Origin of the sequence: Pseudomonas putida (genome assembly GCF_026625125.1) — a bacterium.
GTDB lineage: Bacteria > Pseudomonadota > Gammaproteobacteria > Pseudomonadales > Pseudomonadaceae > Aquipseudomonas > Aquipseudomonas putida_X.
The window spans coordinates 3,172,833-3,187,124 of record NZ_CP113097.1 but is presented as its reverse complement, the minus strand read 5'-3'; the positions used below and the strand labels follow the sequence as shown (position 1 = coordinate 3,187,124).

Annotated in this window: 13 protein-coding genes; 1 reads left to right on the top strand and 12 read right to left on the bottom strand. The window is 63.1% G+C overall.

All coding sequences use genetic code 11. The features are described 5' to 3' along the window. Positions 1-109: 109 nt before the first annotated feature. Both OSW16_RS14690 and OSW16_RS14685 read right to left on the bottom strand, forming a co-directional pair. Positions 110-439, bottom strand: a complete 330-nt coding sequence (locus OSW16_RS14690) for a hypothetical protein (protein WP_267816244.1) — start codon at positions 437-439, stop codon at positions 110-112. Between the two features lie 75 nt (positions 440-514). After that, positions 515-1,165 carry a DUF998 domain-containing protein gene (locus OSW16_RS14685; RefSeq protein WP_267816242.1) on the bottom strand — a complete coding sequence of 217 codons (651 nt, stop codon included), beginning with the start codon at positions 1,163-1,165 and terminating at the stop codon, positions 515-517. 222 nt (positions 1,166-1,387) lie between these two features. Between OSW16_RS14685 and OSW16_RS14680 the strand changes: the two genes are divergently transcribed. Beyond that, complete coding sequence (locus OSW16_RS14680) at positions 1,388-2,137, top strand: FadR/GntR family transcriptional regulator (protein ID WP_267816240.1); 750 nt, start codon at positions 1,388-1,390, stop codon at positions 2,135-2,137. 332 nt (positions 2,138-2,469) lie between these two features. On the opposite strand, the gene OSW16_RS14675 is transcribed toward OSW16_RS14680, so the two are convergent. From OSW16_RS14675 to OSW16_RS14630, 10 genes are all read right to left on the bottom strand, one after another. Then, a complete protein-coding gene (locus OSW16_RS14675; RefSeq protein WP_267816238.1) occupies positions 2,470-4,050 on the bottom strand; it encodes an aldehyde dehydrogenase (NADP(+)) in 1,581 nt (526 codons plus the stop codon). Positions 4,051-4,224: 174 nt separating this feature from the next. Then, on the bottom strand, positions 4,225-5,778 hold the full coding sequence (gene garD / locus OSW16_RS14670; RefSeq protein ID WP_267816236.1) for a galactarate dehydratase: 1,554 nt from the start codon (positions 5,776-5,778) through the stop codon (positions 4,225-4,227). A gap of 77 nt (positions 5,779-5,855) precedes the next feature. Then, complete coding sequence (locus OSW16_RS14665; RefSeq protein WP_241803574.1) at positions 5,856-7,217, bottom strand: MFS transporter; 1,362 nt, start codon at positions 7,215-7,217, stop codon at positions 5,856-5,858. Between the two features lie 103 nt (positions 7,218-7,320). Further along, positions 7,321-8,232, bottom strand: coding sequence for a 5-dehydro-4-deoxyglucarate dehydratase (gene kdgD / locus OSW16_RS14660; protein ID WP_241803573.1), 912 nt, complete (start codon positions 8,230-8,232; stop codon positions 7,321-7,323). A 393-nt stretch (positions 8,233-8,625) separates the two neighbouring features. After that, positions 8,626-9,435: a gamma-glutamyl-gamma-aminobutyrate hydrolase family protein gene (locus tag OSW16_RS14655; protein ID WP_267816232.1), complete on the bottom strand. Its 810-nt coding sequence runs from the start codon at positions 9,433-9,435 to the stop codon at positions 8,626-8,628. A gap of 414 nt (positions 9,436-9,849) precedes the next feature. Next, complete coding sequence (locus tag OSW16_RS14650; RefSeq protein ID WP_324288779.1) at positions 9,850-10,632, bottom strand: amino acid ABC transporter ATP-binding protein; 783 nt, start codon at positions 10,630-10,632, stop codon at positions 9,850-9,852. 22 nt (positions 10,633-10,654) lie between these two features. Further along, positions 10,655-11,899 carry an NAD(P)/FAD-dependent oxidoreductase gene (locus OSW16_RS14645; protein ID WP_267816230.1) on the bottom strand — a complete coding sequence of 415 codons (1,245 nt, stop codon included), beginning with the start codon at positions 11,897-11,899 and terminating at the stop codon, positions 10,655-10,657. Positions 11,900-11,914: 15 nt separating this feature from the next. Next, positions 11,915-12,625: an ABC transporter permease gene (locus OSW16_RS14640; protein ID WP_267816228.1), complete on the bottom strand. Its 711-nt coding sequence runs from the start codon at positions 12,623-12,625 to the stop codon at positions 11,915-11,917. Beyond that, positions 12,622-13,341: an ABC transporter permease gene (locus tag OSW16_RS14635; RefSeq protein ID WP_267816226.1), complete on the bottom strand. Its 720-nt coding sequence runs from the start codon at positions 13,339-13,341 to the stop codon at positions 12,622-12,624. The genes OSW16_RS14640 and OSW16_RS14635 overlap by 4 nt, the downstream gene beginning before the upstream one ends. Positions 13,342-13,539: 198 nt before the next feature. Next, positions 13,540-14,292 (bottom strand): transporter substrate-binding domain-containing protein, encoded by a 753-nt coding sequence (locus OSW16_RS14630; RefSeq protein ID WP_267816224.1) that lies wholly within the window; start codon positions 14,290-14,292, stop codon positions 13,540-13,542.

Sequence of the window (14,292 nt, the reverse complement as noted above, 5' to 3'; positions counted from 1 at the left end):
TCGTGTGGGAACACTGCAGTCAAGAGGCGTGCAAGGTGGGGCCGCCTGAGCTTGAATTGTCTCAGGTTCTTTATGAGATTAATTGTTCAACTATCTGATTAATAAACCTTTAACGTTTTGCGACTGCGTGGTGTACGCATTGTTCGTAGTAGGTTTGCTTGATGGCTGCCGGCTTTAACCGCGAGCGGCTGTTGTAGGTCTGTTCGGTGATGCCAAAGGCGGTCATGCGCATCCACGGCTTGGCGAACCGGCGTACCTGCAGTTTCTTGCGCGTGGCATACAAGGTCACGCCGGAAAGCTTGGCCCGCTGGGCCTCGGCGGCGATCTGCGAGCCCCAGCTACACACATGGCGGTCGTTCTGGCTCAGCGCTCTGGCCTGGGCGCCGAAGGCAGTGGTGGCCAGCAGGCAGCCGGCTACCGTTGCTAGAAATACTCGCATGTTGCTGTCCTAAGCATCTGAAGAAGAACGGAGTTTGCCCTCGCTTCAAATGCCTGGGGGCCAGTACGTTTAGGGTCAAGTGGTGGCGATGCGCAGGCGATTTGCCAGTGTGGGCCGCAGGCTATACAGCGCAAGCCCGGCGACCCAGATCACCGAGGCGCCATAGTTCAGCCTTTGGTACAGGCCGAACAACTGCCCGTCCTGCGCCGCTTTGGCCATCAGGGCGGCAGTGGCGATCGCAATTACCACACAAACCAGTGAAAAGACCCCCAGCGCGGGTGAGCCGGCCACGCGTTTCCCGGCCCATGCCCACAGCGCACTGGCCAGGGTCAACGAGAGAAACATGATCAAGCCGAAGAGGTTGTGCAGTTGCTGCGACAGGGAAGGTTGCGCAGGCGCACAACCCTGATCGCATGCAAACCAACCGGTGCCGGCGCTAGCGAGCCCATGCAGCAGTACCAGTGCAGCGCTGGCCAGGGCGAGCTTCGAGCCACGCCAGCGCCGCGCCAGGCCCCAGGCGAACAGGGTAAACAGCACCGCGAGGGGGAAGTTGTTGAGCAGGGGTGACCAGCGTTGGGTTGGGGCGCCCACTGCGCCCAGCTGGCTCATGGCCTGCTGCAGATGGTCGTAGCCGGGGTAGGCCTGGGCGGTGAACCAAACGCCAAGCAGCAGCCAGGACGGAATGATCAGCCCGCAGCAGAGCAGGCAGCGATCGAAGGTTTTCATCAGCGGTTTTCCTTCCATGGAGTGACCAATCGATGCCTATACAGTACCGGGATGTGTGCCGTCTGTCCTGGCTCCTTCGCGGTTAGGTCCGTTGCTGCGCTGCTAAATTCCGACGCCCTTTGTGCAGGGGGCATTGCGTCCATAAATACCGCGTCGGATGGATGTGATCGTACAACTGCTTGCGCTATCATGGCGGCTGTCTTTCAAGGTGAAAAACAGGGCATGACAGAGCAACAGGTACAGGCAAAGACCCGGCGCAAGCCGCGCAGTCTGGCTCAGGAACTGGTCACGGTGCTGACCGAGCGTATCCGTAGCGGCCAGCTAAAGCGTGGCGACAAGCTGCCGACCGAGTCGCAGATCATGGCCGAGGAGGGCGTGAGCCGCACCGTGGTGCGTGAGGCGATCTCGCGGCTGCAGGCGGCCGGGCAGGTCGAGACCCGCCATGGCATCGGCACCTTCGTGCTGGATACGCCTGCCACGGGCGGCTTCCGCATCGACCCGGCCACCGTGGTCACGCTGCGTGAGGTGCTGGCGGTACTGGAGCTGCGCATCGCCCTGGAGATCGAGTCGGCAGGCCTGGCGGCGCAACGGCGCAGCGAAGAAGAGCTGGCAAGTATGCGCGCGGCGCTGGACGAACTCAACGAGGGCGCGGCCCATGCCACGGATGCCGTGTCGGCGGACTTCCAGTTCCATCTGCGTATCGCCCAGGCCAGCGGCAACCACTACTTCGCCGATATCATCAACCACCTCGGTACCAGCATCATCCCGCGCACCCGGCTCAACTCGGCGCGACTGGCGCATGATGACCAGGCCCACTACATGAGCCGGTTGATGCACGAGCATGAGGCGATCTACGAAGCTATCGCCCGAAGCGACAGTGAAGGGGCCAAGATGGCCATGCGCATGCACCTGAGCAACAGCCGGGAGCGGTTGCGTCAGGCGCATGCGGAAGCTGAAGCGCAAGGGGTTTGATAGCGCGGCTGGCTGTGCGGGCCCCATCGCCGGCAAGCCGGCTCCCACAGGGATTGCGTCAGCTTTTAGCAGTTGAGCAAGGCAGGTACTTCCACAGGTAAAGCACAGACCTGAAGAGCGACGCGGTCGCGGTGGGCCGGCAAGCCAGCTCACAGGGATTTGCGTCAGCTTTTAGCAGTTGAGCAAGCCAGATGCTTCCACGGGTAAGCGCAGGCCTGAAGATCTGCGCGGTCGCGGTGGGAGCCGGCTTGCCGGCGATAGGGCCGGTAAATCCAATGCAAGCGTTAAAAGAAAGCCCCGTAAATACGGGGCTTTTAATCGCATCAGAGCATTCAGAGCGCGCCGTCACTCCATTGCCCATTCACCAGGCGGCGCAGGCCCAGCGGGTTGTTGTCACGCAGTGCCTCGGGCAGTAGCGACTGCGGATAGTTCTGGTAGCACACCGGGCGCAGGAAGCGGTCGATGGCCAGGGTGCCGACTGACGTACCGCGGGCATCGGAGGTGGCTGGGTACGGCCCGCCGTGGACCATGGCATCGCACACTTCCACGCCGGTCGGGTAGCCATTGATCAGGATGCGGCCAACCTTTTCTTCCAGCAGCGGTACCAGCCAGGCAAATGCTTCGAAGTCTTCAGGCTCACCGATCAGCGTAGCGGTCAGCTGACCACGCAAGCCGAGCAGGGCGGCGCGCAACTGCGCGGTGTCCTGGGCTTCAACGGCAACGGTGGTCGGGCCAAACACTTCTTCCTGCAGCAGCGGGTCGGCGTCCACCAGCAAGCGGGCGTCAGCCTTGAACAGCTGTGCACGCGCCTGGCTGCCTTCCTGAGGCTGGCCTGCCAGGTGTTCGATGCCGGCGTGGGCCTGCAGGTGCTCCAGGCCGCTCACGTAGCTGCGCAAGCCACCGGCATTGAGCAGGGTCTGGCCGGCTTGCTGGTCCAGGTGCTGGCCGAGGTCGGTGAGCAACTGGCTGAACTGTGGCGATTGCAGGCCGATGACCAGGCCCGGGTTGGTGCAGAACTGGCCAGCACCCAGGCACACGGAGCCGGCCAGCTCGCGGGCAATGGCGTCGCCACGTTTGGCCAGCGCGCCCGGGAGGATGATCACCGGGTTGATGCTCGACATTTCGGCGAATACCGGGATGGGTTGCGGGCGCTCTGCGGCCATGCGGCACAGTGCGTCCCCGCCCTTGAGCGAACCGGTGAAGCCGACCGCCTGGATGGCCGGGTGCTTGACCAGCCACTCACCCACGCCACCGCCAAACACCATGTTGAATACACCCTTGGGCATGCCGGTGCGTTCGGCAGCGCGAACGATGGCCGCCGCGACCAGGTCGGCAGTGGCCATGTGGCCGCTGTGTGCCTTGAACACCACCGGGCAACCGGCGGCGAAGGCTGCAGCGGTATCACCGCCCGCGGTGGAGAAGGCCAGTGGGAAGTTGCTGGCGCCGAACACGGCGACCGGGCCGACGCCGATGCGCATCTGGCGCAGGTCTACGCGGGGCAGCGGCTGGCGTTCAGGCAGGGCCAGGTCAATGCGTGCACCAAGGTAGTCGCCACGGCGCAGTACCTGGGCGAACAGGCGCATCTGGCCGCTGGTGCGGCCTCGCTCACCTTGGATGCGCCCGGCGGGCAGGGCGGTTTCACGGCAGACTACGGCGACGAATGCGTCGTCCAGCTCGTCCAGTTCGGCAGCGATGGCATCGAGGAACTCGGCACGACGTGCCGGGGCCAGCTGGCGGAATTCGGCAAAGGCCGCTGCCGCCGCTTGGGCCGCCTGGTCCACCTCGGCCTCGGTGGCTTGGGCGAAGCTGTAGGGCAGGGCCTCGCCCGTGGTGGCGTCCAGGCTCTGCAGGCGTTGCGCGCCAGCGGCGCTGCGCTGGCCGGCGATGAAGTTGTGGCCAAGAATCTCAGGCATGGTGTGCTCCTGTGTTTGGAAGGGTTGATCAGTAAAGGGCGCCTGACCTGTGCGAGCCGGCGTACCGGTGATCACTGGCCAAGCCCGTGCCCTGCACCGCACAGCCTGCATCGCCGGCAAGCCGGCTCCCACAGGCGAGCGCGCGCCATTTGCATACCGGGCAAGGCCGAACCATCAGGTGATTGGCGCCGGGTTGAACAGGGTGATGTCGTTGTGCAGCCGGTGTTGTTCTGCCCAGGTCTGCTTGCGGCCACTGGCCACGTCCAGGTAGTAGTGGAACAACTCCCAGCCCAGTTCCTCGATGCTTGAACGACCACTGGCAATGCGCCCGGCGTCAATGTCGATCAGGTCCGGCCAGCGTTGGGCCAGTTCGGTGCGGGTGCACACCTTGACCACCGGCGCCATGGCCAGGCCGTAGGGGGTACCGCGACCCGTAGTGAATACGTGCAGGTTCATCCCGGCCGCCAACTGCAGCGTGCCGCAGACAAAGTCGCTGGCGGGCGTTGCGCAGAAGATCAGGCCTTTGCGGTTCACCCGCTCGCCTGGGCCGAGCACGCCCTGAATGGCGCCGCTGCCGGACTTGACGATCGAGCCCAGGGATTTTTCGACGATATTGGACAGGCCGCCTTTCTTGTTGCCTGGCGTCGTGTTGGCGCTGCGGTCGGCAGCACCTTGCTGCAGGTAACGGTCGTACCAGTCCATCTCGCGCACCAGTGCGTCGGCGACCGCCTGGTTTTCCGCGCGGGAGGTGAGCATGTAGATGGCGTCGCGCACCTCGGTAACCTCCGAGAACAGTACGGTGGCGCCGGCCCGCACCAGCAGGTCGGCGGCATAGCCCAGCGCCGGGTTGGCGGTGATGCCGGAGAATGCATCGCTGCCGCCGCACTGCATGCCCAGGATCAGCTCACTGGCCGGCACGGTCTGGCGGCGGCGCTTGTCGAGCTTTTGCAAGCGCGTCTCGGCCAGGCCCATGATCTGTTCGATCATTTCGCTAAAGCCAAGGCTGGCGTCCTGCAGGCGATACAGCCACGGCTCGCTGAGGTCCACCGAGGGGTCGTTGTCGTGCATCACCTGGCCGGCCTGCAGCTTCTCGCAGCCCAGGCTGATGACCAGCGCTTCGCCACCCAGGTTGGGGTTGCGTGCCAGGTTGCGCACGGTGCGGATCGGGATGTAGGCATCACGGGCGTTGATCGCCACGCCGCAGCCATAGCTGTGGGTGAGGGCGACCACGTCATCGACATTGGGGTATTTGGGCAGCAATTCACTGCGGATGCGCTTGACCGCATGCTCCAGCACACCGGTCACACATTGCACGGTGGTGGTGATGCCCAGGATGTTGCGGGTGCCGACGGTGCCGTCAGCGTTGCGGTAGCCTTCGAAGGTAAAGCCATCCAGCGCAGGCAGAGGCGCCGGTACTGCATCGCAGCGCGGCAGGCTGTCCAGTTCGGGGGCGGACGGCATGGCCAGTTGGCTTTCCTGCACCCAACTGCCTTGGCGCAGGTCTTCCAGGGCGTAACCAATGATCTGCCCATAGCGCTTGACTGGCTCGCCTTTGGCGATCAGCACGGTGGCCACTTTGTGGCTCTGCGGGACGGCTTCTACAAGGGTCAGGCCATCGGGGAAGCGCGCGCCTTCACCCAAGCCACCGTCGTTGACCACTACCACGACGTTATCGTCGTCGTGCAGCCGGACGTAGCGGGGCGAGTCGGAATGTTCGATCAACTGCATGTTCGGGCCCTGTTCGTGATGTTCTCAGGCTTTGTACATCCGCCCGCACCGGCATTGCCGGCCGCAGGCGTGCTCACTCAGTGACGTGCGTCAGCCAGTTCGCCCGGGGCGGCAGGCTCAGCGTCTGGCTTTGCACCTTCACGCAACTCGATACGCTTGATCGGCCCGACGATGACCAGGTAGCTGAAGATCGCTACCAGGGCGTTGGCGCCAACATACACCAGCGCCCACTTGAACGAGCCGGTGGCGCTGATGATGTAGCCAATGACGATCGGGGTGGTGATGGACGCAATGTTGCCGAAGGTGTTGAACAGGCCGCCGGACAGCCCTGCGATCTGCTTGGGCGAGGTATCGGCGACCACGGCCCAGCCCAGTGCGCCGATGCCTTTGCCGAAGAAGGCCAGGGTCATGAAGCCGACCACCATCCATTCCGCTTCGACATAGTTGCAGAAGACCATGGTGGTCGACAGCAGCAGGCCACAGACGATCGGCAGCTTGCGCGAGAAGGTCAGTGAGTTGCCGCGGCGCAGCAGCCAGTCAGACAGCACACCACCGAGCACGCCGCCGATGAAGCCACAGATTGCCGGCAGCGAGGCGATGATGCCCGCCTTGAGGATGGTCATGCCACGCTCCTGCACCAGGTACACCGGGAACCAGGTCAGGAAGAAGTAGGTGATGGCATTGATGCAGTACTGGCCCAGGTACACACCCAGCAGCATGCGGCTGGTCAGCAATTGCTTGATGTAGCCCCATTTCGGGCCGTCGTTGCCACGCTTCTGGTCCATGTCCACCAGGCCGCCGTTCTGCTCGATGTGCTCGAGTTCTTGCGGGCTGATGCGCGGGTGTTGGCGCGGGTTGTAGATGGTTTTCAGCCAAACGGCGGAGAACACGATGCCCAGTGCACCCATCACCACGAACACGTGCTCCCAGCCGAAGCTGAACACGATCCAGCCCATGATCGGGGCGAACAGCGCGGTGGCGAAGTATTGCGCTGAGTTGAAGATCGCCGACGCCGTGCCGCGTTCTGCGGTGGGGAACCAAGCCGCGACGATACGGGCGTTGCCCGGGAACGACGGCGCTTCGGCGAAGCCGACCAGAAAGCGCAGGGTGAACAGGGTGACCACTGCCCAGGCGACCGGCAGACCACCGACAAAACCCTGCAACAGGGTGAACAGTGACCAGGTGAAGATGCTGAAGGCATAGACATTCTTGGAGCCGAAGCGGTCCAGCAACCAGCCACCAGGAATCTGGCCGGCAACGTAAGCCCATCCGAAGGCGGAGAAGATATAACCAAGGGTTACGGCGTCAATGCCGAGGTCTTTCTGCAGGCTGGAGCCTGCAATGGCGATGGTGGCTCGGTCGGCATAGTTGATCGTGGTCACCAGAAACAGCATGAACAGGATCAGGTAGCGCACATGCGTCTTTTTAGTCGCTTGCATGCTGGCAATACTCCCACTAGTTATTTTTGTGCGGGCTCACAAGTTTTAGTCGGAGTGGGGGTAGCCCACTCCGGGTGCGGCATTGGCAGGCCGCGGGGTGCGCTTATTGCGGACCCATCTTGTCCATCAGAGCTGCGAGCATTTCGTATTCTTCAGCGGTCAGGTCGGTCAGCGGCGTGCGCACCGGGCCTGCGTCGTAACCGGCGATCTTCGCGCCTGCCTTGACGATGCTCACGGCATAGCCAGCCTTGCGGTTGCGGATGTCCAGGTACGGCAGGAAGAAGTCGTCGATCAGCTTGCCAACGGTGGCGTGATCGTCGCGGGCGATGGCGTGGTAGAAGTCCATCGCGGTCTTCGGGATGAAGTTGAACACCGCCGAGGAGTACACCGGCACGCCCAGGGCTTTGTAAGCGGCAGCATACACCTCGGCGGTCGGCAGGCCACCCAGGTAGCTGAACCGGTCACCCAGGCGACGACGGATCGACACCATCAGCTCGATGTCACCCAGGCCGTCTTTGTAACCGATCAGGTTCGGGCAGCGTTCGGCAAGCTTTTCCAGCAGGTCGGCGTTCAGGCGGCAGACGTTGCGGTTGTACACCACCACGCCGATGTTGACCGACTTGCACACCGCTTCGACGTGGGCAGCGACACCGTCCTGGCTGGCTTCGGTCAGGTAGTGCGGCAGCAGCAGCAGGCCCTTGGCCCCCAAGCGCTCGGCTTCCTGTGCATACTCGATGGCCTGGCGGGTAGAGCCACCGACGCCGGCGAGGATCGGTACAGAGGTGGCGCAGGTGTCGACGGCGGTCTTGATCACCTGGCTGTACTCGCTGGCGGCCAGGGAGAAGAACTCACCGGTGCCACCGGCGGCGAACAGGGCACTGGCGCCGTACGGGGCAAGCCATTCCAGGCGCTTGATGTAACCCGCCTGGTTGAAGTCGCCCTGGGCATTGAAATCGGTGACCGGGAAAGACAGCAGGCCGTGGGAGAGGATGGATTTCAGTTCTTGTGGAGTCATTGTTATTGGCATCCTGTGGCGCTTGGGTGAAGGGTGTTGTTTTGCGTTGGAGGTAAGTTATCGTACAACCTGTTCGATGACTAGTCCCTCTGCACAAAATTTTTCCGAGCATGAGGGGCGCTGGAGGGATGGTAGGTATAGAGACGGAGGTCCGTGTGGGGCGTTGCGAGTCCCGCCACGCGGGCTGCACTGGAGGCGAGGGTGCGGGAAGTCTGACGACGACTATCTAAACAGTCATCGTATCTCTAGGTTGGCGGGGTAAAAAGGATCGCGGAGACAGGCGCAAGCCCGCCGCCCGCAGCCACGGGAAGTGTTCTGGGACCAGCAGAGGGTGACCGGGGAAGCGGGGGCGGCCTTGCGCCGCCCCGCGATCAAAACTAACGAAGCTGAGGGTCAGGCGGCCTGTTGGCGCTTGATCTGGGACTTGCGCACCTGTGCGCGGCAGGCGTCGCCGAAGGCCTGGAAGATCTTGATCGAATCAGGATTCTTCGCCGCTTGCCACTCCGGGTGCCACTGGACGGCGAACAGGAAGGGCGAAATGCTCGGACCGTGAATCGCTTCGACCAGGCCATCTTCGGCATGGGCGATCGGCTCGATGCCGGTACCCAGGTTACGCAGGCCTTGGCCGTGCAGCGAGTTGACGCGGATCTCGTCGGTGCCAAGGGCGTCGTGCAGCCAGCTGCCCGCCTTGATCTTCACACCATGCACCTGAGCGTATTGCACCTCGACCGGGTCTTCCGGGTTTTCCCGGTGGTCGTTGAAGCCGGGTTCAGCGTAAACCTTCTGGTAAATGTCGCCGCCCAGGGCGACGTTGATTTCCTGCATGCCACGGCAGATACCGAAGATGGGCAGGCCGCGCTTGAGCGCTGCCTTGACCAGCGGAATATCGAACAGGTCGCGGTTGACGTCCTGGCCTTTGCCTGGGGTCTGGTTTTCCTGGCCATACAGGCTCGGCTCGATGTTGCTGCCGGCACCGGTCAGGTAGACGCCGTCGACCATGTCCAGATAGGTCTCCAGGTCATCGACGCCACAGCAGGTGGGCACCAACACCGGGACGCAATCGGCGAAATCGACCAGCGGGGTGATGTATTTGTGGGTCATGACCTGGTAGTCATGGCCTTTGCGCTCTTGGCTGCCCATGGTCATCAGGACGACGGGTTTGCGCAGGGAAGGTTGCTTGTTGCCAATGTTGCTGTTGGACATATGTCACCTTATGACAGGTTCGACCTGCCGTTGTTTTGCAGGTGCACGGCGCGGGGCCTGGTGTGCTACCTGAAGCCCCGAGCACTGCCGGCTCGTCAGAGGCGACGATGCCGGTCGGGGCTTGTAGATAGCTTGCCAGAGCCGTTCGATATGTCAAACGACTGAAATGGGCTAAAGCGCCTGAATTCGGGGGCTAAAAGCCTTGCGAGCCTCAGGCGGCAAGGGTTTGACAGGGGGTTAGGTCAATTATATTTAACGACGCAGTTGGGTCATTGCAGCCGTGCAATAAAGGGGCTTTGTGCCGGGTTTGCTGGCCTAATCGCCGGCAAGCCGACTCCCACAGGTAGGGCGCTGATCTTGAAAGCGCTCATTTCCACAGTGGGGGCCGGCTTGCCGGCGAAAGGGCCAGTGGCCTCAATGAAGGATCTGTGCCAGAAAACTGTTGGCCCGTGCCGTGCGCGGCTGGTTGAAGAAGACCTGAGGCGGGCTGTCTTCGATGATCTGCCCCCCTTCAAGGAACAGCACCCGCTCGGCAACCTGCCTGGCAAAGCCCATTTCATGGGTGACACAGAGCATGGTCATGCCGGTACCCGCCAGTTGTACCAACACATCCAGCACTTCAGCGACCATTTCCGGGTCCAGCGCCGAGGTTGGCTCGTCGAACAGCATGATCCGCGGTTTCATGCACAAGGCACGGGCGATGGCCACTCGTTGCTGCTGGCCGCCGGACAGTTGGCTGGGGTATTTGTGTGCCTGGTTTTCGATGCCGACCTTGCGCAGATACATCCGTGCACGCTCCTCGGCGTCCTTGCGGGACAGGCCGCGCACGCTGGTGGGGGCCAGCAGCCAGTTGTCGAGCACGCTCATGTGCGCAAACAGGTTGAAGTGCTGGAACACCATGCCGATGTCGCTGCGTACCTGGGCGGCCTGGCGCGTGTTGGCGGCCAGATCGGTGCCGGCTACCTGAATGCTGCCTTGTTCGGCAATCTCCAGGCGGTTGATGCACCGGATCAAGGTGGACTTGCCGGAGCCGGAAGGGCCGCACAGCACGATGCGCTCACCTTCGCGCACCTGCAGGTCGATGTCGCGCAGCACATGGAACGCGCCATAGTGCTTGTTCAGGCCCTCTATGCGGATCAGCACCGGGCGTGGGTCGTGTTCAGGGGCAAGGCTGGCAACGCTCAAAGGGGCGGTCATGTTGTTGTTCTCCCGCGTGGTGTCAGTCGAAACGTGCCGCGCTGTAAGGCGCAGGGTCGGTGAAAGGGCGCTCGCCCGTGAGTAGTTCAGCCACCAAGCGGCCAGTGACGGGGCCCAGCGTCAGGCCGTGGTGGGCGTGGCCGAAGTTGAACCACAGGCCCTTGTGCCGCGGCGCCGGGCCGATCACCGGGCGCATGTCCGGCAGGCAGGGCCGACGGCCCAGCCACGGGGTGTCATCCAGACGCTCACCCAGTGCCGGGAACAACGCGCGCGCGAGCGCTTCGCAGCGCTTGAGCTGAATTTCGTTTCCCGGGGCGCTGCTGGCAGCGAACTCGATGCCGGTGGTCAGGCGTATGCCGGCGGCCATCGGTGCCAGCACGTAGCCGCCCTGGGTGTCGCAGATCGCGTGGTGCAACTGGGCGCCGTTACGGGTGCTGTAATGCATGTGGTAGCCGCGCTTGATACCCATCGGGATCGTATAGCCCAGGCGCTCATAAAGGTCTGCCGACTGTGGCCCAAGGCACGCCACCACTTCGTCGGCCGTGACCGGCCCACGCTGGCTTTCGACCCGCCATTGGCTGCCGACCTGGCGCAGGCTGCGCGCATCGCCATGCAAGAACTGCCCGCCACGCTGAACGAATAGCGCAGCATAACCACGGGTGAGGGCGCCGGGGTTGTTCACGGTCTTTGGGTCGAGCCAATGGATGCCGCCAACGACGGCGCTGTCGAGCTGGTGCTCGCGTGCCTGCAGTTGATCACGTTCAAGCAGTTCATAATGCAGGCCGTAGCGTGCAAGGCCCTTGACCTCGGCCTTGGCCTGCTCGAACAGTGCCGGGTCGCGGTACACCTCGATCCAGCCCTTGGTCTGAACCAGGCTTTCGAGCCCCGCGGCGGCAATCAGGGCGTCATGTTCTTCGACGCAGCGTTGGACCAGCGGCAGCATGTCGGCTGCGGCCTCGGCCAGCCGCCCCGGTGCCGACTGCCGCCAATAGCGCAGCAACCAGGGCGCGGCTTCGGGCAGGTGCAGCAGGCTGTAGCGCACGTCCGGCTGGCGGTTCAGGCCATAGCGCAGCAGGGCTGCGAATTGGCGGGGGAAGGCATAGGGGATGACGCTGGAGCGTTCGATCAGCCCGGCGTTGCCATGGCTGGTGCCGCATCCGGGTTCATCGCGGTCGATCAGGACCACCTGGCGCCCGCGGGCCTGCAGGTGCAGCGCGGTGCTGACGCCGACGATACCGGCGCCCAGGACAAGGGTCTGGCAATGCATGATTGTATCCTTCGGTCAATTCAGGTGGCGGCCCAGGCGGGCCTCCAGGTGTTTGAGCAGGCGCCGCACCAGTTCGACGATCACCAGATAGAGGACGGCGGCCCACAGGTAGATCTGGAAGTCGAAGCTGCGCGAAAACGCCAATTTGGTCACGCCCATCAGGTCGTAGATAGTCACCAGCGAGGCGATGGCGCTGGCCTTGATCATCAGAATCAGTTCGTTGCCCAGCGGGCCGATGGCCACCAGCAAGGATTGCGGCAAGATGACCTTGAAGAAGGTGGTGGCGCGTTTGAGGTTCAAAGCCCTGGCCGCTTCGTACTGCCCCGGGGCCACTGCCATCAGGCTGCCGCGGAAGATTTCGGCCTGGTAGGCGGCAGTGTTCAGGGTGAAGGCCAGCAGGGTGCAGAACCAGGCTTCGCGGAAGAACCACCAGAGGCCAAGGTCCTGCCAGAAGCCCTTCAGCGAACCAAGCCCGTAGTACAGCAGAAACAGCTGGGCCAGCAGGGGGGAGCCACGGAAGAAATAGATGTAGCCGGCCGCCAGGCGTTGCAGCAGCAGTTTGCGCGACATCCGGGCCAAGGCCAGCAGCAGGCCGAGCACGGCGCCGAGGGTAAAGGAAATCGCCACCAGTTTGGCCGTTACCAGCAGCCCGTCGATGAACCGTGGGCCGTAGCGCTCCAGCAGGTCAGGGTCCAGTACCAGGCTCAGCCATTGTTCGGCACTCATGCGCGTGCTCCTTGCAGGTGGCGGTTGCTGCGCCGTTCGATGTAGGCGAATACCCGTCCCGACAGCGCCGAGAACAGCAGGTAACCCAGGCAGGCGACCCCGTAGAAGAACATCGGTTCTTTGGTCACGCTGACCGCAAGGTTGGTCTGGCGCATCAGGTCGACCAGCGAGATGGTCGAGACCAGCGAGGTATCCTTGAGCAACGACAGCCAGTTGTTGGAGAGCCCCGGCAGGGCAATGCGCGTCAGTTGTGGCAGTACCACCTTGAAGAATGCGGTGCGCTTGCCCAGGCCCAGGGCCGCACAGGCTTCAAGCTGGCCCTTGGGCAGGGTCTTGAAAGCGGCCAGCCAGATTTCGCTGGAAAAGGCGGCGAACACCAGGCTGAAAGCGATCATCGCTGCCAGGAAGGTATTGATCAGGAACTCACCTTGATAGCCCATGGCGGCCAGCAGTTGTTGGGCGGCGATCTGGCAACCGTAATAGATGATCAGCAGGGTCAGCAGTTCGGGCAGGCCGCGGAACACGGTGGAGAACGTGGTGGACCAGGCGCGCACCAGGCGCTTGCGTGAGCGCGCCGCCAGGGCTACGGCAAGCCCTAGAGGCAAGCCGATGGGCAGGCAGGCGAGGGCCAGTGACACGGTCACCAGAGCGCCGGCCAGCAGCGCCTGGCCCCAGCCACCACTGGCGAAGGACAGCAAGGACAATTGTTCGAGCATGGCATATCCCTTGTGTTCACTAGCCGGGCCCCATCGCCGGCAAGCCGGCTCCCACCGATACCGCATCGCCCTTGGGGCTGCTGGCAAGCCTGCCTCACCGATACCTTGCAGGCCTTGAGGCGGTGGTAAGCCGGGTGCCAGCGATGGTCCACAGCCTGGAAAATCTGCGGCGGCTTGCCAGCGATGGGGCCCTGACAGTCAGTTGTAGATATCGAAGTCGAAGTACTTGCTGGCGATTTTCTGGTAGGTACCGTTGGCGACGATTTGCGCCAATGCGGTATTCAGGCGCTGGCGCAGTGCTTCATCGTCCTTGCGCACGGCGATGGCGGCATCGGCCTTGGTCCCGGCTACGTCACCCAACACCTTGCAGCAATCCTGACCGTTCTTGTTCATCCACTCATGCAGCGGAAACTTGTCGGCGATCACCCCGTCCAGGCGGCCGGCGGCGAGGTCGGCATTGGCCTCGTCCATGGTGGGGTAGAGCTTCACGTCAGCCCCCGCCTTGCCATACACATCTTCGGCGTAGATCGCCTGGGTCGAGGACGACTGGGCACCCACGGTGTAGCCTTCGAAGGTGGTCTGCGCATCACTGATCTTGCTGTCCTTGGCCACGGCAACGGTCAGCGGGGTACGGTAGTAGTGGTCGGTGAAGGCGATTTTCTTGCGCCGCTCCTGGGTATCGATCATCGAGGCCACCACCGCATCGTACTTGCGTGCCATCAAGGCCGGGATGATGCCTTCCCAGTCCTGAGCCACCAGGGTGCATTCGACTTTCATCTGCTCGCACAGGGCGTGGGTGATGTCGATGTCGAAACCATGCAATTGGTTGTCGGCATCCACATAGTTGAAGGGCGGGTAGGCCCCCTCGGTGGCGAAGCGCAGGGTTTCGGCGCTGGCGTTAGCCGCCAGCAGTAGGGCACATGCACCCACCATAGCCATGGTCTTGTTCAT

Bases quoted from the DNA above. Each gene is read 5' to 3' on its own strand.
- OSW16_RS14690 (WP_267816244.1), bottom strand. From the start codon at position 439: ATGCGAGTATTTCTAGCAACGGTAGCCGGCTGCCTGCTGGCCACCACT.
- OSW16_RS14685 (WP_267816242.1), bottom strand. From the start codon at position 1,165: ATGAAAACCTTCGATCGCTGCCTGCTCTGCTGCGGGCTGATCATTCCG.
- OSW16_RS14680 (WP_267816240.1), top strand. From the start codon at position 1,388: ATGACAGAGCAACAGGTACAGGCAAAGACCCGGCGCAAGCCGCGCAGT.
- OSW16_RS14675 (WP_267816238.1), bottom strand. From the start codon at position 4,050: ATGCCTGAGATTCTTGGCCACAACTTCATCGCCGGCCAGCGCAGCGCC.
- garD (WP_267816236.1), bottom strand. From the start codon at position 5,778: ATGCAGTTGATCGAACATTCCGACTCGCCCCGCTACGTCCGGCTGCAC.
- OSW16_RS14665 (WP_241803574.1), bottom strand. From the start codon at position 7,217: ATGCAAGCGACTAAAAAGACGCATGTGCGCTACCTGATCCTGTTCATG.
- kdgD (WP_241803573.1), bottom strand. From the start codon at position 8,232: ATGACTCCACAAGAACTGAAATCCATCCTCTCCCACGGCCTGCTGTCT.
- OSW16_RS14655 (WP_267816232.1), bottom strand. From the start codon at position 9,435: ATGTCCAACAGCAACATTGGCAACAAGCAACCTTCCCTGCGCAAACCC.
- OSW16_RS14650 (WP_324288779.1), bottom strand. From the start codon at position 10,632: ATGACCGCCCCTTTGAGCGTTGCCAGCCTTGCCCCTGAACACGACCCA.
- OSW16_RS14645 (WP_267816230.1), bottom strand. From the start codon at position 11,899: ATGCATTGCCAGACCCTTGTCCTGGGCGCCGGTATCGTCGGCGTCAGC.
- OSW16_RS14640 (WP_267816228.1), bottom strand. From the start codon at position 12,625: ATGAGTGCCGAACAATGGCTGAGCCTGGTACTGGACCCTGACCTGCTG.
- OSW16_RS14635 (WP_267816226.1), bottom strand. From the start codon at position 13,341: ATGCTCGAACAATTGTCCTTGCTGTCCTTCGCCAGTGGTGGCTGGGGC.
- OSW16_RS14630 (WP_267816224.1), bottom strand. From the start codon at position 14,292: ATGAACAAGACCATGGCTATGGTGGGTGCATGTGCCCTACTGCTGGCG.